Source organism: Mycolicibacterium novocastrense, assembly GCF_001499835.1.
Classification (GTDB): Bacteria; Actinomycetota; Actinomycetes; order Mycobacteriales; family Mycobacteriaceae; genus Mycobacterium; species Mycobacterium novocastrense.
The window spans coordinates 81,474-104,582 of the sequence record NZ_LQIH01000014.1 but is presented as its reverse complement, the minus strand read 5'-3'; the positions used below and the strand labels follow the sequence as shown (position 1 = coordinate 104,582).

Below are 23,109 nucleotides of genomic sequence, written 5' to 3'. Positions count from 1 at the left end.
AACGGGCCCACCTGGGTCACCGCACCAAACGCGGCCCCCGCCCCCGACAAATCCGCAGCACCCAACTCGCGCAACAAGATGTTGAGCGTGAACGACACCAATACCGTGAACGGAATCGCCACCAACAACGTCGGCGCCAACGACACCCGAGCGATGAACCAGCACTGCTCCAAAAACTCCCGCCACTGAAACGGCCGACGAAACACAAACCGCACCGCATCAGCCGACATCGCGAACAACGCCCCGACCGCCTGCATCGGCCCGGCCAAATTCCGCAACGGCGGCAGACCCGCCGACCACCGCTCCGGTGCGTCGGTCGCCATCACCTCACGACTCCGCGTGCGGCCGTCATCGCGAAACACCCTGACGGGATCGCGGGTGACATCGGGCCTCCTGATTACGCGGGCGCATCGACGGCCCGTGTCTCGATCGGCAGCGTCGCAGTGAATCGTTCAGCGGCACAGTGAGCATCCCGCTTACCGGGACGCCCGATGAACGGAACAACCGCCGGCGGTGAAATATGCGCGTGGCAGGCTATGGGGCGTGACCGATACCGCAGCCTTCATCGCCCGAGTCGAGAACGACCGCCGCGAGGCGCCGACACCTGCCGGAGTGCTGCGCTACTACGACGTGGGCGACGGTCCCGTGCTGCTGTTTCTGCACGGCTCCGGCCCCGGCGTCACGGGGTGGCGCAACTTCCGCGGCGTGCTACCGACCTTCGCCGAGCGGTTCCGGTGCCTGATTCTGGAATTTCCCGGTTTCGGGGTCAGCGACGATTTCGGCGGACATCCGATGATCACCGCACAGGGCACTGTCGCACCGTTTCTCGACGCGCTCGGGGTTGACCACGTTGACATCGTCGGCAACTCGATGGGAGGCGGTGTCGGCATCAACTTCGCGATCAACAACCCCGACCGCATCGGCCGGTTGGTCACGATCGGCGGCATCGGCACCAACATCTTCAGTCCCGGCCCGAGCGAAGGGATCCGGCTGCTCCAGGAGTTCACCGAGGATCCGACCCGGCAGCGGTTGGTCGACTGGCTCAACTCGATGGTCTACGACCAGTCTCTGGTCACCGAACAGCTGATCGAGGAACGCTGGCAGTTGGCCACCGATCCGGACACCCTGGCCGCCGCCCGCCGCATGTACGGCAAGAAGGCCTTCGCTCAGATGATGGCGTTCATGCGCAGCAGCGACGCGCCGCTGCCCTGGGCGCAGATGCACAGGGTCGCCGCACCCACGCTGCTGACGTGGGGGCGAGACGATCGGGTGAGCCCGCTGGACATGGCGTTGATACCGATGCGCACCATCCCCAACGCCGAGCTACACGTGTTCCCGAATTGCGGGCACTGGGCGATGATCGAGGCCAAGGAGGCCTTTGAGAACGTGGTGTTGGCGTTCTTGACCCGTGAGGCCTAGGACGGCCCCAGCAGCCGGAAGCCCTTGTAACCCGCGGCGGCCACCTCGTTGCAGATGTCGAGGTAGACACCGAAACCGCCAATGAACAACATGAATCCGCGCGGTTTGCCCGGGACGTTGGCGCCCATGTACCAGGAGTTGGCCTTCGGGAACAACGTCGCATCCGCGCGCCGGTTGCACTCGGTGATCCAGTTGTCCACCGCATCGGCGGTGGGTTCGAGTGCGGTGTAACCATGTCCGTCGAGGTAGGAGATCGCCTCGGCGATCCAGTTCACGTTCGCCTCGGCGTGCAGCACCATGTTGGCGAGCACCGCGGGCGCACCGGGGCCCGAGACCAGGAACAGGTTCGGGAAGCCGTCCACGCCGAGACCGAGGTAGGTGCGCGGACCGTGCGCCCAATCGTCGCGCAGACTCTGACCGCCGCGGCCGACGATGTCGATCTTGGCCAGTGCGCCGGTCATCGCGTCAAAGCCGGTGGCCAGCACAATCGCGTCGACGTCATAGTGGGCGTCGGAGGTGTTGATGCCGTTGGCGTCGATCGACACGATGGGCGTCTTGCGGACGCTGACCAGCTTTACGTGCGGTTGGTTGAATGTCTGAAAGTAGTTGGTGTCGGTGCAGATTCGCTTCGTCCCGATGGGGTGGTCGTTGGGGATGAGCAGTTCGGCGACCTCGGGGTCGTCGATCACCGCGCGGATCTTCTCCTCGTAGAACTTGCGCGCCTCCTCGTTGGCGGCCATATCGATCATCTGGTCGCTGAACGTCTTCGAGAACAGCACACCGCCGAGTTCCCAGCGTTTCTCGAACGCCGCGCGGCGCTCCTCGGGGGTGGCCTCCATCGTCAGCTTCGGATGAGCGATGTGCGGTGAGCCTCCGCCGCTGCGCCACGACAACCGGCGGCGTTCGGCGTAGGTCGCCTTGATCTGGGCGCGGTCCTCGTCGGTCAGTGGTCGATTACCGGCGGGCACACTGTAATTGGGTGTCCGCTGGAAGACGTAGAGGCGATCGGCCTGTTCGGCGATGACCGGAATGGACTGGATGCCCGATGAACCCGTACCGATCACCGCGACTCGCTTGCCGGTGAAGTCGACGGGCTCGTGCGGCCAGTGCGCGGTGTGGTACAGCTCCCCCGCGAAACCGTCGAGGCCGGGAATGTCGGGCGTCAGCGCGGCCGACAGCGGACCGGTCGCCATCACACAGAAGCGCGCGGTGACGACCTCACCCGCGTCGGTCGTCACCGTCCATTTCAGATCGTTCTCGTCGAGCACCGCCGAGATGACCCGGGTGTTGAACGTGATGCCGTCGCGCAGGTCGAGCTTGTCGGCCACCCAGTTCAGGTAGCGCAGGATCTCGGCCTGGGTCGCGTACTTCTCCGACCAGTCCCACTCCTGCTCGAGCTGCGGATCGAACGAGTAGCAGTAGTCGACGCTCTCGACGTCGCAGCGCGCACCCGGATAGCGGTTGTAGTACCAGGTCCCCCCGATCTCCGGCGCCGCCTCGAACACCCGCACCGACAAGCCCTGCGATCGCAGTTTGTGCAACGCGTACAGGCCGGCGAAGCCGGCGCCGACCACCACCGCGTCCACGTTCGACCGCTCCTCGGAGATACCCACGCAGCCACGGTAGGTCGTGGCGGAGCCGATACCCCTGCAGTTTCCCGATGACCGGGCAATCGAGGCAGGAAGGTTCCGCCCATCGGAAGTACCGGTCGACCCGGTGGCCGCGGACGGTGAAGATCAGCGCATGTCACAGACCGAGGCCAGCGTTACCCGGGTCGATGCCACCGCCTGCGTCGATCTGGACGGAACCCGCCACCACCTTCGCTGGCCGCGCGAGAAGACCCTCGTCGACGCGATGCTCGACGCCGGGATCGATGCCCCGCACTCGTGCCGGGAAGGCCACTGCGGGTCATGCGTCGCGACCGTGGTGTCCGGCGAGGTCGACATGGCCACCTGCGACATCCTCGAGCCCGCCGACCTGGCCGACGGCCTCATCCTGGGATGCCAGGCCCGACCGCTCAGCGACGACATTCATGTCGAGTATTGAGCCGAAACCCCGCCCGCTGACCGGGATTGCGTCCCATTCGCCCGTCCGGTGCGGTAGACCATCAAGTGCAGCCGATAGTGAGGACATCAGCATGAGTGAGCGCGTACTCGACCGGGTGATGCACCTGGCCGAGCAGTTCAAAGACCAGGGCGCCGAGGCCGAGAAGATCGGACGCTTGACCGACACCACGGTCAAGTCGATGAAGGCCGCCGGGTCCATCCGCCTGCTGCAGCCCAAGAAGCACGGCGGCTACGAGGCCCATCCCCGCGAATTCGCCGAGACCGTGATGGCCACCGCGGCCCTGGACCCCGCGGCGGGCTGGATCAACGGCGTGGTCGGTGTGCACCCGTACCAGCTGGCATACGCCGATCCGCGGGTAGGCGAGGAAGTCTGGGGCGAGGACGTCGACACCTGGATGGCGTCTCCGTACGCGCCGCAGGGCGTCGCGAAGCCGGTCGACGGGGGCTACCTCTTCAACGGACGGTGGCAGTTCAGCTCCGGAACCGACGCGTGCGACTGGATCATCCTCGGCGCGATGATCGGTGATGCCGAGGGCAAACCGCTGATGCCACCGCAGATGCTGCACATGATCCTGCCGCGGTCGGACTACGAGATCGTGGAGGACTCGTGGGACGTCGTCGGGTTGCGCGGCACCGGATCCAAGGACGTCATCGTGCGCGATGCGTTCGTGCCGGAGTACCGCACGATGGACGCGATGAAGGTGATGGACGGCACCGCCCAGCGTGAAGCGGGTATGACCGAACCGTTGTACCTGATGCCGTGGTCGACGATGTTCCCGCTCGGTATCTCGGCCGCCACCATCGGCATCGCCGAGGGCGCGCTGGCCGCGCATCTGGACTATCAGCGCGAGCGCGTGAACTCCAGCGGCGTTGCGATCAAGGACGACCCGTACGTCATGTACGCCATCGGAGAGGCGGCCGCCGACATCAACGCCGCACGCCAGGAACTGCTCGCCAACGCCGACCGCATCTACGACATGGTCGCCGCGGGCAAGAAGGTCAGCTTCGAGGACCGGGCCGCCGGACGTCGCACCCAGATCCGCGCCGTGTGGCGCGCCGTGTCCGCCGTCGACGAGATCTTCGCCCGCTCGGGCGGCAACGCCGCACGCATGGACAAGCCCTTGCAGCGGTACTGGCGCGACGTTCATGTCGGGCAGCTGCACGCAATTCACGTGCCCGGCACGGTATTTCACGCCTCGGCGCTGAGCTCGCTGGGCGTGGATCCGCAGGGCCCGCTGCGGGCGATGATCTGATGAGTGATCTGAAGAGCCTCGGATATGTCAAGGTCCAGGCCACCGACATCGAGCGCTGGCGCCACTTCGCGTTCAAGGTGCTGGGTTTCGCCGAAGGCTCCGGTCCCGACGGCGATGCGCTGTATCTACGCATGGACGAGCGCGCCGCGCGCATCATCGTGGTTCCCGGCGACGTCGACAAGATCGTCACCGTCGGTTGGGAAGTCCGCGACCATGCGGCGCTGACCCGGGTGAAGGCCGCTCTGGACGGCGCCGGCATAGCGGTCAAGGAACTCTCACTCGAGGAGGCCGACGCACGCCGGGTCGAAGAGGTGATCGCATTCGACGATCCGGCAGGCACCTCCACCGAGGTCTTCCACGGTGCGGTACTCGACCACAGCCCGGTGGTGACGCCGTACGGCGCCCGGTTCGTCACCGGCGATCAGGGGTTGGGCCACGTCGTGCTGCCGGCGCTCGACGTCCCGGGGCTGTTCGGTTTCTACACCGAGGTTCTGGGATTCAAGTCGCGCGGGGCGTTTCGCGTTCCGACGCCGCCGGAGTTCGGGCCGCTGCGCGTGCGGTTCCTCGGTATCAACGCGCGCCACCACAGCCTGGCGATCTGCCCGGCGATGACGTTGCGAGACCCGGGCGTGATCCACCTGATGGTGGAGGTCGACAGCCTTGACGCCGTCGGACAGGCACTCGACCGGGTGAACAAGGACGGCTTCCAGTTGTCCTCGACGCTGGGCAGGCACACCAACGACAAGATGGTGTCGTTCTACGTGCGCGCGCCCGGTGACTGGGATATCGAGTTCGGCACCGACGGAATGCGGGTCGACGAAACCTATTACACCGCAGAGGAAATCACCGCCGACAGCTACTGGGGCCATGAGTGGGTCTCCGACCTGCCGGCGGCGATGCGCCCGTGAACGGTGACGTCACTCCGCTGCCCGCGGCGGATATCGCGCAGTGGGACGAGGAGGCCGACGTCGTCATCGCCGGCTTCGGCATCGCCGGTGCTGCGGCAGCGGTGGAAGCGACGCGCGCCGGCGCCGACGTCCTGGTCCTCGAACGCACCGGCTCGTGGGGCGGCGCGGCGTCGATGGCCGGTGGCTTCATCTACCTCGGCGGTGGCACACCCATCCAAAAGGCCTGCGGGTTCGACGATTCCGTCGCGAACATGGCCGCCTACCTGAACGTCGCGATGGGGCCCGGTGCCGACGAGAAGCGCATCGCCGACTACTGCGACGGCAGCCTCGAGCACTTCGACTGGCTCGTCGGCTGCGGTGTGCGGTTCAAGCCGGAGTTCTTCGGCGAGCCGGGTTGGGAACCCATGGGCGATCAGGGGCTGATGTACAGCGGCGGGGAGAACTCTTACCCGTTCAACACCATCGCCACGCCCGCACCGCGCGGACACGTCCCGCAGATGTCGGACAAGAAGCAGGGCGAGGCGAGCGCCGGCTACATGCTGATGAAGCCGCTCGTGGAGACGGCCACCGCGGCGGGAGCACGGGCCATCTACGACGTCCGCGTGCAGCGATTGATCGTCGAGTCCGACGGCCGCGTGGCCGGTGTTCGCGCGCGTCGGTACGGCGAGGAGATCGCCGTGCGGGCGCGTCGCGGAGTGGTCCTCGCGATGGGCAGCTTCGCCTACAACGAGGCCATGGTCGCCCAGTACGCCCCGCGCATCGCCGGCCGACCCGCCGCCGCCATCGAGCAGCATGACGGCCAGGCCATCCGGATGGCGCAGGCGCTGGGCGCCGACCTCGCCCACATGGACGCCACCGAGGTGGCCATCTTCATCGATCCGCAACAGTTGGTGCGGGGCATCCTCGTCAACGGCCGCGGGCAGCGCTACGTCGCCGAGGACACCTATCCGGGCAGGGTCGGACAGTTGACGCTCTACCACCAGGACAACACGGCGTACCTGATCATCGACGAGAAGCTCAGGAGGAGGCGATGGCCTCGCTGTCGCCGCAGTTGATGCTGCGCCCGCCGACCTGGGTGTGCGAGTCGGTGGCCGAACTCGAATCCGAGATGCGGTTGCCGACGGGATCGCTTCAAGCGACCGTCTCCGCCTACAACGCCGGCGCCGCCGCGGGTGAGGATCCGCTGCTGCACAAGAAGCCACAGTGGCTGCGACCGATCGGCACACCGGTCGGCGCGATCGATCTGCGCGAGAGCACCGGCGGATTCACCCTGGGCGGGCTGCTGACATCGCTGAACGCGGAGGTTCTGCACGTCGGTGGCGAGCCCATCCCCGGCCTGTTCGCCGCGGGGCGCTGCACCGCGGGCCTCGCGGCGTGGGGCTACGCGAGCGGTATCTCGTTGGGCGACGGAAGCTTCTACGGCCGGCGGGCGGGGCGGAGCGCGGCGGCCGCCTAGTCCCCAGCCCGCGTGGTACACGATGGACGCATGAAGGCCGTCAGCTGCGAACAAGGCAATCTGTCCGTCGTCGACCTCCCGACCCCTGCCCCAGCACGCGGGCAACTGCTGCTCGAGGTGCGGCGCTGCGGGATCTGCGGATCCGACCTACATGCGAAGGACCATGCCGACGAACTGACCGACGTGATGGACGAGGTCGGTTATCCGGACTTCATGCGTCGGGACACGCCGGTCGTGTTGGGCCACGAGTTCGTCGGTGAAGTAGCCGAGCGCGGCCCGGGCGCCGCCAAGGAGTTCAAGGCCGGGGCTCCCGTGGTGTCTTTTCCGATGGTGCGAGCGGCGGGCGGTGTGCACATGACCGGGCTGTCGCCGCTGGCACCCGGCGCCTACGCCGAGCACGTCCTCGCCGAAGCCTCGATGAGCTTTGTCGTCCCGAATGGGCTCGACCTCGATATCGCTGCGCTGACCGAGCCGATGGCGGTGGCCCTGCATGCGGTGCGCCGCAGCCAGATCGGCAAGCGTGATGTCGCGATCGTCATCGGTTGCGGGCCGGTCGGTCTCGCGGTGATCTGCCATCTGAAGTCGCTCGGCGTGGCCACGATCGTCGCGAGTGACTTCTCCGCCACGCGCCGCGAGATGGCGTCGCGCTGTGGCGCCGACGTCGTCGTCGATCCCGCCGTCGACTCCCCGTACACGGCCGCCGGTCAGTCCGGGGCGATCACCGAGGCTCAACAGTTGTTTGAACTCGCCGTCGGCACGATGGAGAAGCTGCGCCGCGTGCCGGGCTGGTCGCAGCTCTACCGGGTCGCCGACAGGTTGGGCGCGGCGAGCCCGAAGCGGCCCGTGGTCTTCGAATGTGTCGGCGTGCCCGGGATCATCGACGGCATCATCCGCGCGGCTCCCGTGCAGTCACGGGTCGTCGTGGTCGGCGTGTGCATGGGCACCGACCACTTCCGCCCGGCGGTCGCGAACGGCAAAGACATCGACCTGCGGTTCGTCTTCGGTTACACGCCGCTGGAGTTCCGCGACACATTGCACCTGCTCGCCGACGGCAAGGTGGACGCCTCGGCGCTCGTCACCGGGACTGTGGGGCTGAGCGGCGTGGCACGCGCCTTCGAGGTCCTCGGCGCGGCCGAAGCGCACGCCAAGATCCTGATCGACCCGCAGAGCGACGCGATTTCGCCTTAGCGGGTTGATCGCACGCGCCCAGTGCGGGCGATCAACCCGTTAGCGACACGTCGACGCGTGGCCCGAAACCGCAGGTCATTTCCGTGACCGAAGGCCAATCGAAGTGTTCGTGTGACACCACGCACAGCGACATGCTACAAATAGGCATATTCCTATTAGAAATATCGCCTGCCTGTCGCAGGTCGTTCGCCGGAGGCCACATGACAACGACTGTCGAAACACCCAGCGCCGTCCTCGACCGCGTATCGCTGGTTCTTGACGCCTTCGACGGCCCGGGCCGGCTGACACTGGCGCAGATCGTGCGCCGCACCGGGCTTCCCCGCTCGTCCGCACACCGCATGCTCGAGCGCCTCGTCCAATTGCGGTGGCTGCGACGCAACGGGCGCGACTACGAGCTGGGCATGCGGCTGGTCGAGCTGGGGTCGCTCGCGGTGCACCAGGACCGCCTGCACCGCGCGGCGGTCCCTCTGCTGCACGACCTGCACCGCGCCACCGGTCTCGTCGTCCACCTCGCCGTCCTGGACGGCGCCGACGTCGTATACCTGGAGAAGATCGGTGACGGGCTGGGCGCAGCCATACCCAGCCGCGTCGGGGGGCGTCACCCCGCTCACTGTTCGGCCCTGGGCAAGGCGATGCTGGCGTCCGTGGGCGATCTGGACTACGACACCATCGACCTGACGAGCCGGCGTACCAAGTACTCCATCGGATCGCCCGCCCAGCTGCGCACCGAACTCGCCAAGGCACGCTCGCACGGCATCGCGTTCGACCGTGAAGAGGCCCTCACCGGATTCGGTTGTGTGGCAGCACCGATCGGCGGTCAGGGTGAGGCTGTCGCGGCGGTGTCGGTGTGCGGACCGATGAACCGCATGATGTTCGATCAGCGCCTCGTCGCACCGGTGCGGATGACAGCCATGGCGGTCTGGCGCAACGCCGAGGACGGCCCCCGGCGGGTCGCGCCGACGCTGCAGCAGGCCCGGCCGCTGCGGAACATGCCCGCACCCCGGCCCACGGCGCCCCGCGAGCCGGTGCTGCAGTACGCGTGACACTCGATCCGCAGATCGCCGAACTGATCGAGGCGCTGGACTCCGGTTTTCCGCCGGTGCACACCATGACCGGCGCGCAGGCGCGAGCGACCATCCGATCACGCTTCGTACCGCCCGCACAGCCCGAAGCCGTCGGGTCGGTCGAGGACATCACCATCCCTGGAGGCGTCCCGGTTCGGATCTACCGACCGGCGTCGGATGTCGCGCTGCCGATTGTGGTCTACGCGCACGGCGGTGGGTTCGTGTTCTGCGACCTCGACAGCCACGACGGGCTGTGCCGCAACCTGGCCAATCTCCTTACCGCGGTGGTGATCTCGGTCGACTACCGACTGGCGCCCGAGCATGCTTGGCCCGCCGCCGCGGAGGATGTGTACGCCGCGACGTGCTGGGCGGCCGAGCACGCCACGGAACTCGGTGGCGACCCGGGCCGGCTGGGGGTCGCGGGCGACAGCGCAGGCGGCAACCTCACGGCGGTCACCACGCTGATGGCACGCGATCGCGGTGGGCCCGCACTGTCCGCTCAACTGCTGATCTACCCGATGATCGCCGCGGACTTCGAGACCGAGTCATACCGCTTGTACGGCAAGGGTTTCTACAACCCGCGCCCCGCTTTGCAGTGGTACTGGGACCAGTACGTGCCCTCCCCCGTCGACCGCACCCACCCGTATGCCTCGCCGCTGCAGGCGCGCCTCGACGGACTGCCACCGGCCGTGGTCGTGATCGCGGGTCACGATCCGCTACGCGACGAGGGCGTCGCGTACGCCGATGCGTTGGAATCCGCCGGTGTCTCCGTGGCGCGGTGCACGTTCGACGGCGGGATCCACGGATTCATGACGATGCCGATGCTCGATATCGCTCATGAGGCGCGGCGTCAGGCCAGCCAAGAGCTCGCGAAGTTGTTGTGAGGCTTGCCACTAGGCCTTGGTGACCGGCCCGTAGCGCTGGTGCGGGTCGAGCACGCAGTGTGTCCGGCCGAACACCGTGACCATGCATTTGTTGTTGTGGTTGCATCGGCTGCGGGTGTCGTGATCGGCGGTCATCGCGTTGACCAGATCGGGTTCGCGGAGCAACGCGCGGCCCATCGCCATGAAGTCGAAACCCTCGCGCAGCCCGGTCTGGAGGTGGTCGTAGTTCGTGATGCCGCCCAGCAGAATCAGTTTGGTGTTGCCGATGACGGGAACGAACTGTCGTGCGGCGTCGAGCATGTAGAGGTCCCGGTACGGATATCTGCCCATGACCCGCTTGCCCGCCAGGCGTACGCCGGGCCGCAGCGCCGGCGGCATCACCTCGGCGAACTCCTTGACCGGAACGTCGCCCCGGAACAGGTACATCGGTTTGTAGACCGATGACCCCTGAGTGAGCTCGATGGCGTCCAGCGTGGAGTCGGCGTCGAGCAGCTGCGCGGTCCGCAGGGCCTCGTCGATCCAGATGCTGCCGGGCAGACCGTCGTCCATGTCGAGTTTGGCGATGACGGCGATCTGGTCCTTTACGACTTCCCGGACACGGGCCGCGATTTCGCGGACCAACCGCGACCGGTTGTCGATGGAACCGCCGTATTGGTCCTTGCGCCGGTTGATCCGCGCACTGAGGAACGAACTCGGTAGGTAGAGATGGCCGAAGTGCAGTTCGACGGCGTCGAAGCCGGCGTCGATGGCCACCTGCGCCGCCGCGGCGAATTGTTCGATCACGGCGCGGATCTCGTCGCGGGTGATCTCGCGACAGTAGGCGAAGGAGGTCGGGTTGACGAAGCGGCTCGGGGCGAGCGCGGTGACCCCGGTCAGCTTCTTCGGAGCCACGACACCGGCGTGGCCGAGCTGCGCCGAGATCGCCGCGCCTGCCGCGTGCACGGCGTCGGTCAGCCTGCGCAGTCCCGGCAGCGCCGCCGGGCTCATCACGATCTGACCGGGGGCGCTGGCACCCTCCTTGGAGACGCAGCAGTAGGCGACCGTCGTCATTCCCACGCCGCCCTTGGCGAACGCGACGTGGAAGTCGATCAGGTCGTCGGTGACCAAGCCGTCCGGCGAGCGGCCCTCCGACGTCGCGGCCTTGATGACCCGGTTGCGCAGCTTCACCGGACCGAGCCGGGCCGGCGCGAACGGGTCCAGCGTCTCAACGGTCATCGGCCCACGGTGCTCCGCGGAACGGTCGCGGTCAACGGTGTCATCCCGATGGCCGGGAGCGTCATCCTCACCACGATCGCCGTCGCCCTAGTGTGCGGGTCATGGCCGACGGTGAGGTGTTCGTCATCGACCGGGTCGTCACCCGGCCCGGATGCGCACGGAGATTCGTCGACACCTACCTGGCCGAATACGCGCCGGGTGCGCGGGATCGCGGGATGACGCTTCGCGACGTGCTCGTCAGCCCGCCGATATGGTTCGACGACCGATCCAACGTGATCACCGTGACGTGGTCGCTGCCGAGCCCGCAAGCCTGGTGGGAGATGACGTGGAAGGGCAGGCCCGACGCCACACTCGGGCCGTGGTGGGATGGCGTGGCCGACCTGGTCGTCGAGCGCACCCGTAGCGTTGCCGCCGCCGCGGGCGATGTCGACGGATTGTGCGATGTATAGCGTCATCCGCCTGATCGACGCCGCCGAAGCCGGACGCGAGCGTCTGCTGAAAGAGCTGCGCGGAGCCGCGGTGGCCAGCGGTGCGGCCCACGCCCTGGTGCAGCCGACGCTGCCGGGCGTGCGCAACGGCGGCGATATCCTCGTGCACCTGCGGTTCCGCGATGCCGACGAGTGGTCCTCGGCGGCAACGTCTTTCGATGCGGTGTTCGACCGTCCCGAGGTCAATCGCGTCAACGGCGCCACCTACACCGGCGGCCCGGTCGCCACCAGAGACATCTCGGCCACCGTGTACCGGACACTGCTGTTGCGCGTGCAACCGGACGCCGACGACGCCACGGTGGCGCGGTTCGAGGACGATCTGCGGCTGCTCCCCCGCTACGTCGGTTCGATCGCCTCATGGCAGCTCAGTCGCGTCGATTCGGCCGTCGGCAACTCACCGTGGACGCACGTGTTCGAACAGGAGTTCCGCGACCTCGACGGTCTGACCGGTCCGTACCTCATGCATCCGATCCACTGGGCGTACGTGGACCGCTGGTTCGACCCCGAGTGTCCCGAAGTCATCGTCCGCGACCGGGTCTGCCACAGCTTCTGCGACCTCCCCCCACAGTGATTTGGGTGCTCAAACAGTCGCACACCGACTGTTAGAGCACCGAAACCATTACAGGCCGGCGGGCAGGATGTTCGGGTTGGCCACCGCGGGCGGCTCCAGCGGCGGCATCTCCGTGGCTCCGTCGAGGCTGCGCACGGTCAGCCCCTGCGACCACGGGTAGTGCAGGCTGAAGGCGACCAGGCCGGTGCGCTCGGCGGCAGGCCGATGGCACATCGCCAACACCGTCTCGGCCAGATACTCGACGGGTTCGGTCGGAAAGGTGTCCGGAATCAGTTGGGCCGCACCGGGAGTCCGGATGGCGGTGGAGGGACCGACACAGTTGACCGCGATGTTCGCGTCGAGCAGCTCGGCGGCCACACCCTGCGTGAACCGGTGCAGCGCGGCCTTGCAGGAGGCGTAGACGACGTCGCCCGAGGTCTTGTTGTACTCGCGGTACGGCCGCACCGGGGCGACGCCCGTCACCGAACCGATGTTGACGATCCAGCCGGCGCCCCGTTCCCGCATGTGCGGCACGGCGGCCTTGGTGAGCACGAAGGGGGTGCGCAGATAGTGTTCGACGGTGCGATCGAAGGTGTCCAGGCTCATCTCCTCGACGCGGGCGTAGTCGGCGAAACCGGCGTTGTTGACGAGGATGTCGAGGCCGCCGGTGCGGTCGACGACCTCGTCGATCAGGCGGCCCCGCTGATCGGGATCTTCGAGGTCGGCCGCGATGCCGATCGCCGTTCCGCCCGCGCTCTCGATCAGCTCGATGGTTTCGGCAATGGTCCCCGGCAGGGCCGTGGCCGCTCCGCCACGTACCGATGCCGAGGGCTCGAATGACCGGGCGGTCACGGCCACGGTGGCGCCCTCTGCGGAAAGGCGTTGCGCCACAGCGCGTCCGATACCTCGGCTGCTGCCGGTGACCAGAGCCGTCCTGCCGGCGAGAAGTCCCGTCATCGGAGGACGAAGTGTTCTTCGACGGGTGCGCGATGCTGGTGCCACAGGTCGACCAGGCGGTACGGCGTGGCCACCACTACGCGACCGGAACCGGAACGGTAGTAGGTGTGCGCGTTCGGGGTGTGACACCACACCGTCTGCGACATCGCGTCGTCGATCTGGGCGACGTAGTCGTCGTAGGCCTCGCGCGTCACCTCGATGGTGGTCGCGCCGCGCAGCGCCAGCAGCTGCAGGCACTCCACGATGTAATGGGCGAGCACCTCCATCGAGAAGTTCGCGCCCGCACCGTGGCCCGGGCTGTAGTTCGGGGCCGAGGTGATGAACAGATTCGGGAAGCCCGGCACCGTGCCGCCGCGGTACGCGCGGGGGCTGTCGCCCCATTCCTCGCGCAGTGTCCTGCCGTCACGTCCCCGGATGTCGATCGTGGACAGGAAGTCGAGGTGATATCCGGTGGCATAGACGATGACATCAAGGTCGATCTGCCGCCCGTCCGCCGTGACGATGCCCGCGGCGTTGACGGCGGCCGGCTCGCTGGCTTCGACGTCGACGTGGTCGCGGGTCAGCGCGGCGTAGTAGCCGCCCGGATCGCGGATGATCCGCTTGCCGTACGGCGCGAAATCCGGCGTGACCTTCTTCGCCAGCTCCGAACCCTCGCCGAACGTCGTGTTGATGTACTCCAAACACATCTGTAGCAGCACGTCGTTGGCAGCCGAGATCGACAGATGGTCCTTGGCCCACTCGGGGTCGCGCAGGATGACCGGGTAGTTGTTGTCGGCCGTGGCCCAGTAGGACTTCAGCCGGTGCCAGTTCGCGTAGTACGGCAGGTGCCGTCCGAGGTAGCGCCGGTATTCGGGGACGTCGTCGGAGAGCCGCTTGCGCGGAGCCACCCAGTGCGGTTGGCGTTGGAACACGGTCAGGTGTTCGACCTCGTCCACACACGCGTCGACGATCTGCACGGCGGTGCACCCCGCGCCGATGACGGCGACCCGCTTGCCGGTGAGGTCCAGCGACGGATCCCACTGAGCCGAGTGGATACTGGTGCCCTCGAACGACTCTCGGCCGGGGACCTCGGGCCAGCGTGGCCGGTTGAGGTAACCGGCAGCGGTGATGACCACCCGGGCGTAGCTGACGTCGCGGTTGCCGTCGCGGTCGACCGCGTGAATCTGCCACTGATTTCGCGCCTCGTCCCACCACAGCGCCTCGACCTCGGTGCCGAACCGGGTGTGCTCGCGCAGGCCGTGCTTGTCGGCCAGGGACACCAGATAGTCCTGGTACTCCGCGCCCTGCGGGTAGTAGCTCGACCAGTCCGGGTTGACCTCCCGCGACAGCGAGTAATACGCCGACGGGGTGTCGACGCCGATCCCGGGATACTTCGTCGTCAGCCAGGTGCCGCCGACCTCGTCGTTGCGGTCGAAGATCTGATACCGCACCCCGGCGTCGGCGGCGGCCAGCGCGGTGATGATGCCGGCGATGCCCGCGCCGATGATCGCGACCGTCGTCGTCGGCGGGATCGGCACCGTGCGCGGCAGCGTGGGCTGGGAGAGATGGAAACCGCCTTGCTCGAGCAGGAGCGGGACGAATTCGTCGTCGACGTCGGAGCCCAGCGCAACCGGCAGGACGCGGGTGAACAGATCGATGTCGTCGGCGGCCATCGCACCCCCGGCCCGCGGCCCGGACAGCGCCGAGATGACCGCGTCGACAAGCGCCGTCATGGTGTCGGCGTCGGTGACACCGACCCGTTCGGGCGGATCGGGGATGTGAGAGATCTTCGGCGCGAACCGGTCGATCACCGACGGATCACCCGTCAGCTGGGCCAGCACCGCGACCAGGACGCCTGGGTCCGCTTGAGCGAGGTTCGCCCTGAGTTCATCGCGGTCGGCGTCCGCGGCACGCGGCGACGGTATGGCTCGAGCGTCAGCAGTCACGGCACGAGTATCGGCCCGCCACGCCGCGCCGGGCACCGCCCTGCCTACTGAGCGGGACATCCGTCACCCGCACCACGCTGAACGCGCTTACGCTGCCCGCCATGGATCTGGATGCGGTGGTCGAGCAGGCACGCAGCCACACTCTGGGCGACATCCCGCGCCGGTCGGCGCGCAGGCGACCCGACAAGACCGCGATCATCGACGGCGACGTGGTGCTGACGTTCGCCGAATTCGACCACCTGGTGGACCGGGCCGCCGCGGCATTGCGGGACAACGGCTTTCGACCCGGCGACCGGGTCGCGCTGTTGGCCCGCAACTGTTGGCAGTATGCGGTGCTGGCCTTCGCCACCGCCCGGGCCGCGGTGGTGTTGGTGCCGGTCAACTTCATGCTGACATCCGAGGAGGTCGCCTACATCCTCGGCCACAGCAAGGCCGACGGCTTGATCGTCGAAGCCGAGCTGGCGGCCGTCGCCGAGGACGCGATGCGCCTCGATGGTGCGGTGCGCACGAAGGCCGCGATCGTCCGGCCTGGACAGAGCGTTCGGCCCGGCTGGGACGACTTCGCGCAGTGGCTTTCCACCACCACCCCCGCGCCGAATCCGCGCATCGGCGACGACCAGCTGCTGCGGTTGATGTACACCAGCGGCACGGAGTCGCGGCCCAAGGGCGCGATGCACACGAGCCGCAGCCTGATGTGGCAGTACGTCAGCACCATCGTCGCCGGCTCGATGGCGGGCGACGACGTCGAGATCCACTCACTGCCGCTGTATCACTGCGCGCAGCTGGACAACTTCCTGGCCACCGACATCTATCTCGGTGCAACCAGCATCATCCTGCCCGGGCCCGATCCGGAGACGGTGCTGCGCACCATCGCCCGCCACGGGGTGACCAACTACTTCGCACCTCCGACGGTGTGGATCAGCCTGCTGCGTTCTCCGGTGTTCGACGAGGTCGATCTGTCGAGCTTGAGCAAGGGGTACTACGGCGCTTCGGCGATGCCACTCGAGATCCTCGCCGAGATCCGCGACCGGCTGCCGAACCTGAGGTTGTGGAACTTCTACGGGCAGACCGAGCTGGCGCCGCTGGCGTCCGCGCTCGGGCCCGACGAGCAGGACGCGCACGCCGGGTCGGCGGGGCGGCCGGTGGTCAACGTCGAGACGACGATCCTCGACGATGACGACGTTCCGGTCGCGCCCGGCGCGGTGGGTGAGATCGCCCACCGCAGCCCGCATCTGATGCTCGGCTATCTCGATGACCCGGCCAAGACGGCCGAGGCGTTCCGCGGCGGGTGGTTCCACTCCGGCGACCTCGGCTACTACGACGAACACGGGCTCCTGCACGTGGTCGACCGCAAGAAGGACATGATCAAGACCGGTGGCGAGAACGTCGCCAGCCGCGAGGTCGAGGAAGTTCTCTACCGGCACAACGGGGTCCAGGAGGTCGCGGTCTTCGGCCTTCCGCATCCGACGTGGGTCGAGACCGTGGTCGCCGCGGTCGTTGCCCGCGACGGTGCCAACCTCACCGAGGACGACCTGGTCGCGCACTGCCGGCAGCATCTGGCCGGGTTCAAGACCCCCAAGCACGTCTTCTTCGTCGATGCGCTGCCGAAGAATCCGAGCGGCAAGCTGCTCAAACGTCAATTGCGCGAACGCTTCGCGGCCGAACCGCTGAGCCGCTGAGCCCGAAGGGAACTGAGGATTGTTCACAGGACGTATCGCGCGCTTCGACGCGCCCGGAAAGCCGTTCGAGATCGAAACCGTGAACTTGGCCGAGGTCGGCCCCGGCGAGATCCTGATCAAGGTCACCAGGACCAACATCTGCGGATCGGACCTGCACGCATGGCACGGCACCTTCGCCACCCGCGGCCTGGGAGGACAACTTCCGACGGTGCTCGGTCACGAGATGGTCGGCGCGGTTTCCGAACTCGGTGACGGCGTCACGGCGGACTCCAACGGCGCGCCACTGGCGAAGGGCAGCCGGGTGGTATTCCCGTACTTCTTCTCCTGCCACCGGTGCCGAAACTGCCTGGCGGGCAGGCGCAACGCGTGCCTGAACCTGACGATGGCGATGCTCGGAAGCGCCGACGCGCCACCCTATTTCGTCGGCGGCTACGCCGACTACTTTCTGCTGCCCGCCGGGGCGGTCGTGTACACCGTGCCCGACCGGGTCAGCGACGACATCGCCTCGGGCGCCAACTGCGCACTGTCACAGGTGATGTACGGCCTCGAGCGCGTCGACCAGCAACTCGGCGAAACCGTCGTCGTGCAGGGCGCCGGTGCGCTGGGACTATACGCAGTCGCGGTGGCCAAGGCCCGGGGCGCGGGCCGGGTCATCGCCATCGACGGGGTGCCCGAACGGCTCGAGCTGGCAACCGCGTTCGGCGCTGACGCGGTGGTCGACATCAACACGGCCGCCACCGTGAAGGACCGCACGAAGCTCGTCCGCGACCTGACCGACGGCCACGGCGCCGACGTGGTGGTCGAGGTCGTCGGGCACCCGTCCGCCATCGACGAGGGCCTCAAAATGCTGGGCCAGTTCGGCCGCTACGTCGAGATCGGCAACATCAACATCGGCAAGACCTTCGAATTCGACCCGTCACGCTTCGTCTTCGCCAACAAGACGATGGTCGGGGTCTCGTTGTACGAACCGCCGGTGCTGTCGCGGGCGCTGACCTTCCTCGAACAGCACCAGGACACCCTCCCCCTGCACCGGTTGGCTGCAGCGCAATATCCGCTCGACGACATCAACGAGGCCTTCGCCGCCGCCGAGCACAAGCGCGACGTGCGCGCCAGCATCGTTCCCTGATCCCCCAAGGAGATCCATGCACGACTACACCCGCAAAACGCTGTTCATCGACGGTCAGTGGGTCACGCCGTCGACGGGCGACGTGATCGACATCGTCAACCCCGCCACCGAGAAGGTGATCGGCGCTGTGCCCAGCGGAACCGTCGCCGACGTGGACGCGGCGGTGGCCGCCGCCCGCCGCGCCTTCGATCCGCTGATCACCCTCGCCGAGCGACGTGACCGGCTGACCCGGGTGATCGCCGCGATGGAGAAGCGGCTGCCCGACATCGCCGAGACCATCAGCCGGGAGATGGGCGCCCCGCTACGCGTGGCGCAGGGCGTTCAAACCAAAGTCCCGCTGGCGGTGGCCCTCGGTTTCGCCGATGTGCTCGAGTCATTCGAATTCGAAGAGCGCGTGGGTAACTCGTTGGTGCTGCGCGAGCCCTACGGCGTCGTCGGCGCCATCACCCCGTGGAACTATCCGCTGTATCAGGTGGTGGCCAAGGTGCTGCCCGCGATCGCCGCGGGATGCACCGTCGTCCTCAAACCGAGCAACGAGGCACCGCTGTCGGTGTTCGAGTTCATCGAGGCGGTCGAGGAGGCCGGGCTTCCCGACGGCGTGGTGAACCTGGTGTCGGGACGCGGCTCCGTGGTGGGCGAGCGCATCGCGTCGCATCCCGACGTCGACGTGGTGTCGTTCACCGGGTCGACCGCCGTGGGCCGCCGGGTGGCCGAGCTCGCCGCCGGATCGGTGAAGAAGGTCGCCCTCGAACTCGGCGGCAAGTCCGCCAACGTCATCCTCGAGGGCGGCGACCTGACCACCGCGGTGAAGGTCGGCGTGGGCAACGCGTTCCTCAACGGCGGGCAGACCTGCATGGCGTGGACCCGGATGCTGGTGCCACGCTCGCACTACGACGAGGCCCTCGAACTCATCGAGGCCGCCGCCGCCAAGTACACGGTCGGCGACCCGTCCGACCCCGGCACCCGGATCGGCCCCCTGGCCTCGGCCGCGCAGTTCGAGTCCGTGCGCGGGTTCATCGACCGCGCGCGCCGCGACGGCGCCCGCCTTCTCACCGGCGTCTCCGAATCGGTCCGCGACACCGGCTACTACGTCGCCCCGACCGTGTTCGCCGACGTCGACCCCGACTCCGAGTTGGGCCAGGAGGAGGTGTTCGGGCCGGTGCTCGCGGTGATTCCGTTCCGGGACCCCGACGACGCCCTACGCATCGCCAACGGCACGCCCTACGGGCTCGCGGGCGCGGTGTGGGGTCCCGACCTCGACACGGCCATCGCCTTCGCGCGGCGCGTGCAGACCGGACAACTCGACATCAACGGCGGCGTGTACAACCCGGTCGCGCCGTTCGGCGGCTACAAGAAGTCCGGTGTCGGCCGGGAGTTGGGCCGCGCGGGGTTCGAGGAATTCCTGCAGACCAAGTCCCTACAGTTGCCGTCATGAGCACACCGCTGAACATCGCCGCTCACGGTGCGACACAGACGTGGACCATCGACCTGCCCGACGTCGGCAACGCGATCACCGACAAGGGCTTCATCTCCGCGTTCGAGGCCGCAGTCGAGGCCGCCAACGCGGACCTCGACGTGCGCGCGGTGATCCTGACCGGCGCGGGCAAGATCTTCTCCGCGGGCGGCAACGTCAAGGAGATGGCCGACCGCACCGGGATGTTCGGCCTCGACGCCCTCGACCAGCGGCGTGCCTACGTCGACGGGATCCAGCGCATCCCGCGCGCACTCGGCCGCCTGGAGGTCCCGCTGATCGCCGCGGTCAACGGTCCCGCCGTGGGAGCGGGCTGCGACCTGGCCATGATGTGCGACATCCGGGTGGCCTCCGAGCGGGCGTCGTTCGCCGAGAGCTTTGTGCAGATCGGCATCATCCCGGGCGACGGCGGTACGTGGTTCCTGCCGAGGGCGATCGGCTACGAGCGCGCCGCCGAGATGACGTTCACCGGCGACCGCATCGATGCGGCCACCGCCTTGGAGTGGGGCATGGTCAGCCGCGTCGTGCCGCACGACGACCTGCTCACGGAGGCGCTCGCGTTGGCCGACCGGATCACCAAGAATCCCGCCCACGCCCTGCGGATGGCCAAACGTCTGCTGCAGGAGTCGCGGGCCGGCTCGCTGGACTCCACGCTGGCCATGGCCGCGGCCATGCAGCCGCTGGCCCACCGCGACCCCGAGCACGAACAGCGCATCAGCCGATGGCGGACCGCCCCGTGACGCTCCCCCGCCTGGTTCCCCCCGCGGCCGTCGACGCCACCGCTACGGCGGCCCTGCGGGCCGAGGTCCGCGGATTCCTCGCCGAGCAGCGTGCCGCGGGCGCCTTCACCCCGTCGGTCGACGCGTGGCTGACGGGATGGGATGAAGACTTCACCAAAGCCCTTGCCGCACAGGGCTATCTCGGGATGACGGTGCCCCTCGAGTACGGCGGACACGGACGCTCGTTCGTCGAACGGTTCGCAGTGACCGAGGAGTTGCTCGCCGCCGGCGCGCCGGTCGCGGCCCACTGGATCGCCGACCGGCAGATCGTACCGTCATTGCTCAAGTACGGCACGGAACTACAGAAGAGGGAGTTTCTTCCGCGGATCGTGCGCGGCGAGTGCTTCTTCGGCATCGGCATGAGCGAACCCGATTCCGGCTCCGATCTCGCCAGTGTGCGCACCAGGGCGGTACGAGTCGACGGCGGTTGGTCACTGTCGGGCACCAAGGTGTGGACCTCGGGGGCGCACAACGCGCATGCGTTCATCGCGTTGGCCCGCACCGCGCCCGTCGACCCGGACAACCGACACGCGGGGCTGAGCCAGTTCATCGTCGACCTGCGCGGGCCCGGTGTCGACATCCGACCGGTTGTCTCGATGAACGGCGCACACCATTTCAACGAGGTGATCCTCGACGGCGCCTTTGTGCCTGACGACATGGTGTTCGGCGAGATCGGCGCGGGCTGGCGGCAGGTCACCTCCGAGCTGGCCTTCGAGCGCAGTGGACCCGAGCGGTTCCTGTCGACGTTCGTCTTGTTGCGGACGTGCGGCGAAAAGATGGCCGGACAAGAACTTCCGCGGGATGCCGGACTCGGCCGGCTGGTGGCGCGCGTCGCCGGGCTGCACCAGATGTCGACCGCCGTCGCGGGCGCACTGGAGCGACGTGAGCCCGCCGACGTGCCCGCGGCCGTTGTCAAGGTGCTCGGCACCACCGCCGAGGGCGACATCGCCGACTTCGCCGACATGCTCACCGACGCAACCACGGATCCCGGTCTCGCCGAACTGGTTTCGAGAGCCGTGGATCAACGCCCCGGCTTCACGCTGCGCGGCGGCACCAACGAGGTGTTGCGCGGCGTGATCGCGCGAGGACTGGGGCTGCGATGACCGTCGATCCGGCGCTCGTCGAGATGATGGACGCGGTCTTCGCCGAATACCGCGACGCCCACCCGCCCGCGAAGGCCGTCGCGCGGGATGCCGAACTGTGGCGGCGCCTCCACGATTTGGGCCTGGTCCGGCTGACCGGAGCCGAGGAGTCGGGTGGCAGCGGCGCGGGCTTTTTGGAGGCCGCCGAACTGCTGGCGGCCGCGGCGCGCAACGCGGTGCGAATACCGTTGGCAGAACACGACCTACTGGCCTGCTGGCTGCTCGACGCCAACGGGATGGGCAGCGACGACGCGGTACGCACGGTGTGCCTGCTCGGTGACGAGGGAACCGCACGCGGTGTCCCCTGGGCCGCGGGCAGCGACCGGGTGGTCATCGTGTGGCGCGACGGCGAAGACCACCGCGTCGCCGACGTCGACGCCGCGGCACTGGCGATCACGCCCGGCACCAACCTGATCGGTGAACCGCGCGACTCCGTCGAAGCCGACGTCGCCGCGCTCGACGGTGTCCCGGTGGACTCCGGGGTGATCGCCGAGTTGTGGCTGCGGGCGGCGCTGGTGCGGGCGGTCCAGGTGTGCGCCGCGCTCGATGAGATCGTCGCGTCGTCGGTCGAACACGCCGCGTCGCGCGTCCAGTTCGGTCGGCCCCTGTCCCGGTTCCAGGCCGTCCAGCACCTGATCGCGGATTCGGCCGCGGAAGCGGCGCTGGCGCGGGCGGCGACCGAAGCCGCGCTGATGACGGCCGTCGCCGGCGGCTGGTCGACGGGCAACCTGCACTTCCGCGTCGCGGCGGCTCGCTCCTGCGTCGGCCATGCCGCCTCGGTCGTGGTGCGCAACGCCCACCAGGTCCACGGCGCGATCGGCACCACCTATGAACACCGGTTGCACGAGTTCACCCGCGCCGCGCTCGCGTGGCGATCCGAGTTCGGCACGGTGCGTTACTGGGACGAGCAGGTCACCGACGCAACCCTGGCCGCCGGAGCCGACGTGTGGAGCCTGATCGCCGATTGATCCGGCTGCCGCGCCGCGCGGTGTTCCACTGACCGGGCATCGTCGCGCCACGCCCCGGGCGGCGACGGTTGACTCGCACCCATGAGCAACGAGATCACGCTGTCCGAGGTCCAGGAGTTCATCGCCGCCTTCTGGTACCACTACGACCAGGGTCACTTCGCCGAACTCGGGGCCCGGTTGGGCGACGAGATGGAATACCTGAGCCGATCCGATTCCGGCAACTGCCCCTTCGAGCATCTCCTGGCCGCCGAGTTGCACGGCAAAGACGAGACCTTGGCCTGGCTGACCCAGCACCGCAACGAGAATCCCTACCCGTTGCGTCACCATGCGACCAACATCTTCCGCACCGGCGTCGACGGAGACGTCACCACCGCCCGCTTCTACCTGTACGTCAACCAGGTGACCAACAACGTCCCGTTCGACGTCTCCAGCGGAGTGGTCGACGTCGGCATCCGCCGTTCGGACAGCGGCCTGGTCTTCACGTCGATGACCGTGATTCTCGACGCCGAGGACTCCATTCCGTTCGCCGAGCACGCCGCCAAGACCGCCACCGCCTCGACCGCTTCGTAAC

General features: G+C 68.0%; 21 protein-coding genes and 1 pseudogene. 17 read left to right on the top strand and 5 right to left on the bottom strand.

The genetic code is table 11. The features are described from left to right. A partial coding sequence (locus AU072_RS13235; RefSeq protein WP_174524482.1) for an ABC transporter permease occupies positions 1-323 on the bottom strand: 323 nt, incomplete at its 3' end. A gap of 220 nt (positions 324-543) precedes the next feature. On the opposite strand from AU072_RS13235, the gene AU072_RS13230 reads away from it, so the two are divergent. Beyond that, on the top strand, positions 544-1,419 hold the full coding sequence (locus tag AU072_RS13230) for an alpha/beta fold hydrolase (protein WP_231744715.1): 876 nt from the start codon (positions 544-546) through the stop codon (positions 1,417-1,419). Here the strand turns inward: AU072_RS13230 and AU072_RS13225 are convergent. Then, positions 1,416-3,032, bottom strand: coding sequence for a flavin-containing monooxygenase (locus AU072_RS13225; RefSeq protein WP_064414183.1), 1,617 nt, complete (start codon positions 3,030-3,032; stop codon positions 1,416-1,418). The genes AU072_RS13230 and AU072_RS13225 overlap by 4 nt on opposite strands. A gap of 130 nt (positions 3,033-3,162) precedes the next feature. Here AU072_RS13225 and AU072_RS13220 point away from each other — a divergent pair, with 130 nt between their 5' ends. From AU072_RS13220 to AU072_RS13190, 7 genes and pseudogenes are all read left to right on the top strand, one after another. Further along, positions 3,163-3,465 carry a 2Fe-2S iron-sulfur cluster-binding protein gene (locus AU072_RS13220; protein ID WP_064414195.1) on the top strand — a complete coding sequence of 101 codons (303 nt, stop codon included), beginning with the start codon at positions 3,163-3,165 and terminating at the stop codon, positions 3,463-3,465. A gap of 91 nt (positions 3,466-3,556) precedes the next feature. Beyond that, positions 3,557-4,738 (top strand): acyl-CoA dehydrogenase family protein, encoded by a 1,182-nt coding sequence (locus AU072_RS13215; RefSeq protein ID WP_064414182.1) that lies wholly within the window; start codon positions 3,557-3,559, stop codon positions 4,736-4,738. Continuing rightward, positions 4,738-5,646 carry a biphenyl-2,3-diol 1,2-dioxygenase gene (bphC, locus tag AU072_RS13210; RefSeq protein ID WP_064414181.1) on the top strand — a complete coding sequence of 303 codons (909 nt, stop codon included), beginning with the start codon at positions 4,738-4,740 and terminating at the stop codon, positions 5,644-5,646. Before AU072_RS13215 ends, bphC begins: the two co-directional genes overlap by 1 nt. Then, positions 5,643-7,102: pseudogene (locus tag AU072_RS13205) on the top strand (FAD-dependent oxidoreductase). Before bphC ends, AU072_RS13205 begins: the two are co-directional and overlap by 4 nt. A gap of 30 nt (positions 7,103-7,132) precedes the next feature. Then, positions 7,133-8,290, top strand: a complete 1,158-nt coding sequence (locus tag AU072_RS13200) for a zinc-binding dehydrogenase (RefSeq protein ID WP_064414180.1) — start codon at positions 7,133-7,135, stop codon at positions 8,288-8,290. Positions 8,291-8,490: 200 nt separating this feature from the next. Next, a complete protein-coding gene (locus tag AU072_RS13195; protein WP_064350120.1) occupies positions 8,491-9,333 on the top strand; it encodes an IclR family transcriptional regulator in 843 nt (280 codons plus the stop codon). Continuing rightward, positions 9,330-10,238 carry a LipP1 family hormone-sensitive lipase gene (locus AU072_RS13190; protein WP_064414179.1) on the top strand — a complete coding sequence of 303 codons (909 nt, stop codon included), beginning with the start codon at positions 9,330-9,332 and terminating at the stop codon, positions 10,236-10,238. The genes AU072_RS13195 and AU072_RS13190 overlap by 4 nt, the downstream gene beginning before the upstream one ends. A 9-nt stretch (positions 10,239-10,247) precedes the next feature. Here AU072_RS13190 and AU072_RS13185 read toward each other — a convergent pair whose 3' ends face one another. Beyond that, positions 10,248-11,453 carry an NADH:flavin oxidoreductase gene (locus AU072_RS13185; RefSeq protein ID WP_064414178.1) on the bottom strand — a complete coding sequence of 402 codons (1,206 nt, stop codon included), beginning with the start codon at positions 11,451-11,453 and terminating at the stop codon, positions 10,248-10,250. A 101-nt stretch (positions 11,454-11,554) separates the two neighbouring features. Here AU072_RS13185 and AU072_RS13180 point away from each other — a divergent pair, with 101 nt between their 5' ends. After that, positions 11,555-11,902, top strand: a complete 348-nt coding sequence (locus AU072_RS13180) for a hypothetical protein (RefSeq protein ID WP_064414177.1) — start codon at positions 11,555-11,557, stop codon at positions 11,900-11,902. Beyond that, the gene (locus tag AU072_RS13175) at positions 11,895-12,512 is read left to right on the top strand and encodes a Dabb family protein (RefSeq protein WP_064414176.1); all 618 of its coding nucleotides are present in this window, start codon (positions 11,895-11,897) and stop codon (positions 12,510-12,512) included. The genes AU072_RS13180 and AU072_RS13175 overlap by 8 nt, the downstream gene beginning before the upstream one ends. 48 nt (positions 12,513-12,560) lie before the next feature. On the opposite strand, the gene AU072_RS13170 is transcribed toward AU072_RS13175, so the two are convergent. Beyond that, positions 12,561-13,448: an SDR family NAD(P)-dependent oxidoreductase gene (locus AU072_RS13170; RefSeq protein WP_064414175.1), complete on the bottom strand. Its 888-nt coding sequence runs from the start codon at positions 13,446-13,448 to the stop codon at positions 12,561-12,563. Further along, complete coding sequence (locus AU072_RS13165) at positions 13,445-15,373, bottom strand: flavin-containing monooxygenase (RefSeq protein ID WP_235629865.1); 1,929 nt, start codon at positions 15,371-15,373, stop codon at positions 13,445-13,447. The genes AU072_RS13170 and AU072_RS13165 overlap by 4 nt, the downstream gene beginning before the upstream one ends. 101 nt (positions 15,374-15,474) lie before the next feature. On the opposite strand from AU072_RS13165, the gene AU072_RS13160 reads away from it, so the two are divergent. The 7 genes from AU072_RS13160 to AU072_RS13130 all read left to right on the top strand — a co-directional run bounded on the left by AU072_RS13160 (position 15,475) and on the right by AU072_RS13130 (position 23,108). Next, positions 15,475-17,052: an acyl-CoA synthetase gene (locus AU072_RS13160; RefSeq protein ID WP_064414174.1), complete on the top strand. Its 1,578-nt coding sequence runs from the start codon at positions 15,475-15,477 to the stop codon at positions 17,050-17,052. Between the two features lie 19 nt (positions 17,053-17,071). Beyond that, positions 17,072-18,178, top strand: a complete 1,107-nt coding sequence (locus AU072_RS13155; RefSeq protein WP_064414173.1) for a zinc-binding dehydrogenase — start codon at positions 17,072-17,074, stop codon at positions 18,176-18,178. Positions 18,179-18,194: 16 nt separating this feature from the next. Then, positions 18,195-19,613, top strand: coding sequence for an aldehyde dehydrogenase family protein (locus tag AU072_RS13150; RefSeq protein ID WP_064414172.1), 1,419 nt, complete (start codon positions 18,195-18,197; stop codon positions 19,611-19,613). Beyond that, the gene (locus AU072_RS13145) at positions 19,610-20,389 is read left to right on the top strand and encodes a crotonase/enoyl-CoA hydratase family protein (protein WP_064414171.1); all 780 of its coding nucleotides are present in this window, start codon (positions 19,610-19,612) and stop codon (positions 20,387-20,389) included. The genes AU072_RS13150 and AU072_RS13145 overlap by 4 nt, the downstream gene beginning before the upstream one ends. Then, positions 20,386-21,531, top strand: coding sequence for an acyl-CoA dehydrogenase family protein (locus AU072_RS13140; RefSeq protein ID WP_174523751.1), 1,146 nt, complete (start codon positions 20,386-20,388; stop codon positions 21,529-21,531). The genes AU072_RS13145 and AU072_RS13140 overlap by 4 nt, the downstream gene beginning before the upstream one ends. Beyond that, positions 21,528-22,538, top strand: a complete 1,011-nt coding sequence (locus AU072_RS13135) for an acyl-CoA dehydrogenase family protein (protein WP_064414169.1) — start codon at positions 21,528-21,530, stop codon at positions 22,536-22,538. Before AU072_RS13140 ends, AU072_RS13135 begins: the two co-directional genes overlap by 4 nt. A gap of 81 nt (positions 22,539-22,619) precedes the next feature. Next, positions 22,620-23,108 carry a nuclear transport factor 2 family protein gene (locus AU072_RS13130; protein WP_064414168.1) on the top strand — a complete coding sequence of 163 codons (489 nt, stop codon included), beginning with the start codon at positions 22,620-22,622 and terminating at the stop codon, positions 23,106-23,108. Position 23,109: the final 1 nt, after the last annotated feature.

Excerpts from the sequence above, each read along its gene's own strand:
- AU072_RS13220 (WP_064414195.1), top strand. The coding sequence starts at position 3,163 with ATGTCACAGACCGAGGCCAGCGTTACCCGGGTCGATGCCACCGCCTGC.
- AU072_RS13215 (WP_064414182.1), top strand. The coding sequence starts at position 3,557 with ATGAGTGAGCGCGTACTCGACCGGGTGATGCACCTGGCCGAGCAGTTC.
- bphC (WP_064414181.1), top strand. The coding sequence starts at position 4,738 with ATGAGTGATCTGAAGAGCCTCGGATATGTCAAGGTCCAGGCCACCGAC.
- AU072_RS13200 (WP_064414180.1), top strand. The coding sequence starts at position 7,133 with ATGAAGGCCGTCAGCTGCGAACAAGGCAATCTGTCCGTCGTCGACCTC.
- AU072_RS13195 (WP_064350120.1), top strand. The coding sequence starts at position 8,491 with ATGACAACGACTGTCGAAACACCCAGCGCCGTCCTCGACCGCGTATCG.
- AU072_RS13185 (WP_064414178.1), bottom strand. The coding sequence starts at position 11,453 with ATGACCGTTGAGACGCTGGACCCGTTCGCGCCGGCCCGGCTCGGTCCG.
- AU072_RS13180 (WP_064414177.1), top strand. The coding sequence starts at position 11,555 with ATGGCCGACGGTGAGGTGTTCGTCATCGACCGGGTCGTCACCCGGCCC.
- AU072_RS13175 (WP_064414176.1), top strand. The coding sequence starts at position 11,895 with ATGTATAGCGTCATCCGCCTGATCGACGCCGCCGAAGCCGGACGCGAG.
- AU072_RS13170 (WP_064414175.1), bottom strand. The coding sequence starts at position 13,448 with ATGACGGGACTTCTCGCCGGCAGGACGGCTCTGGTCACCGGCAGCAGC.
- AU072_RS13160 (WP_064414174.1), top strand. The coding sequence starts at position 15,475 with ATGGATCTGGATGCGGTGGTCGAGCAGGCACGCAGCCACACTCTGGGC.
- AU072_RS13150 (WP_064414172.1), top strand. The coding sequence starts at position 18,195 with ATGCACGACTACACCCGCAAAACGCTGTTCATCGACGGTCAGTGGGTC.
- AU072_RS13145 (WP_064414171.1), top strand. The coding sequence starts at position 19,610 with ATGAGCACACCGCTGAACATCGCCGCTCACGGTGCGACACAGACGTGG.
- AU072_RS13135 (WP_064414169.1), top strand. The coding sequence starts at position 21,528 with ATGACCGTCGATCCGGCGCTCGTCGAGATGATGGACGCGGTCTTCGCC.
- AU072_RS13130 (WP_064414168.1), top strand. The coding sequence starts at position 22,620 with ATGAGCAACGAGATCACGCTGTCCGAGGTCCAGGAGTTCATCGCCGCC.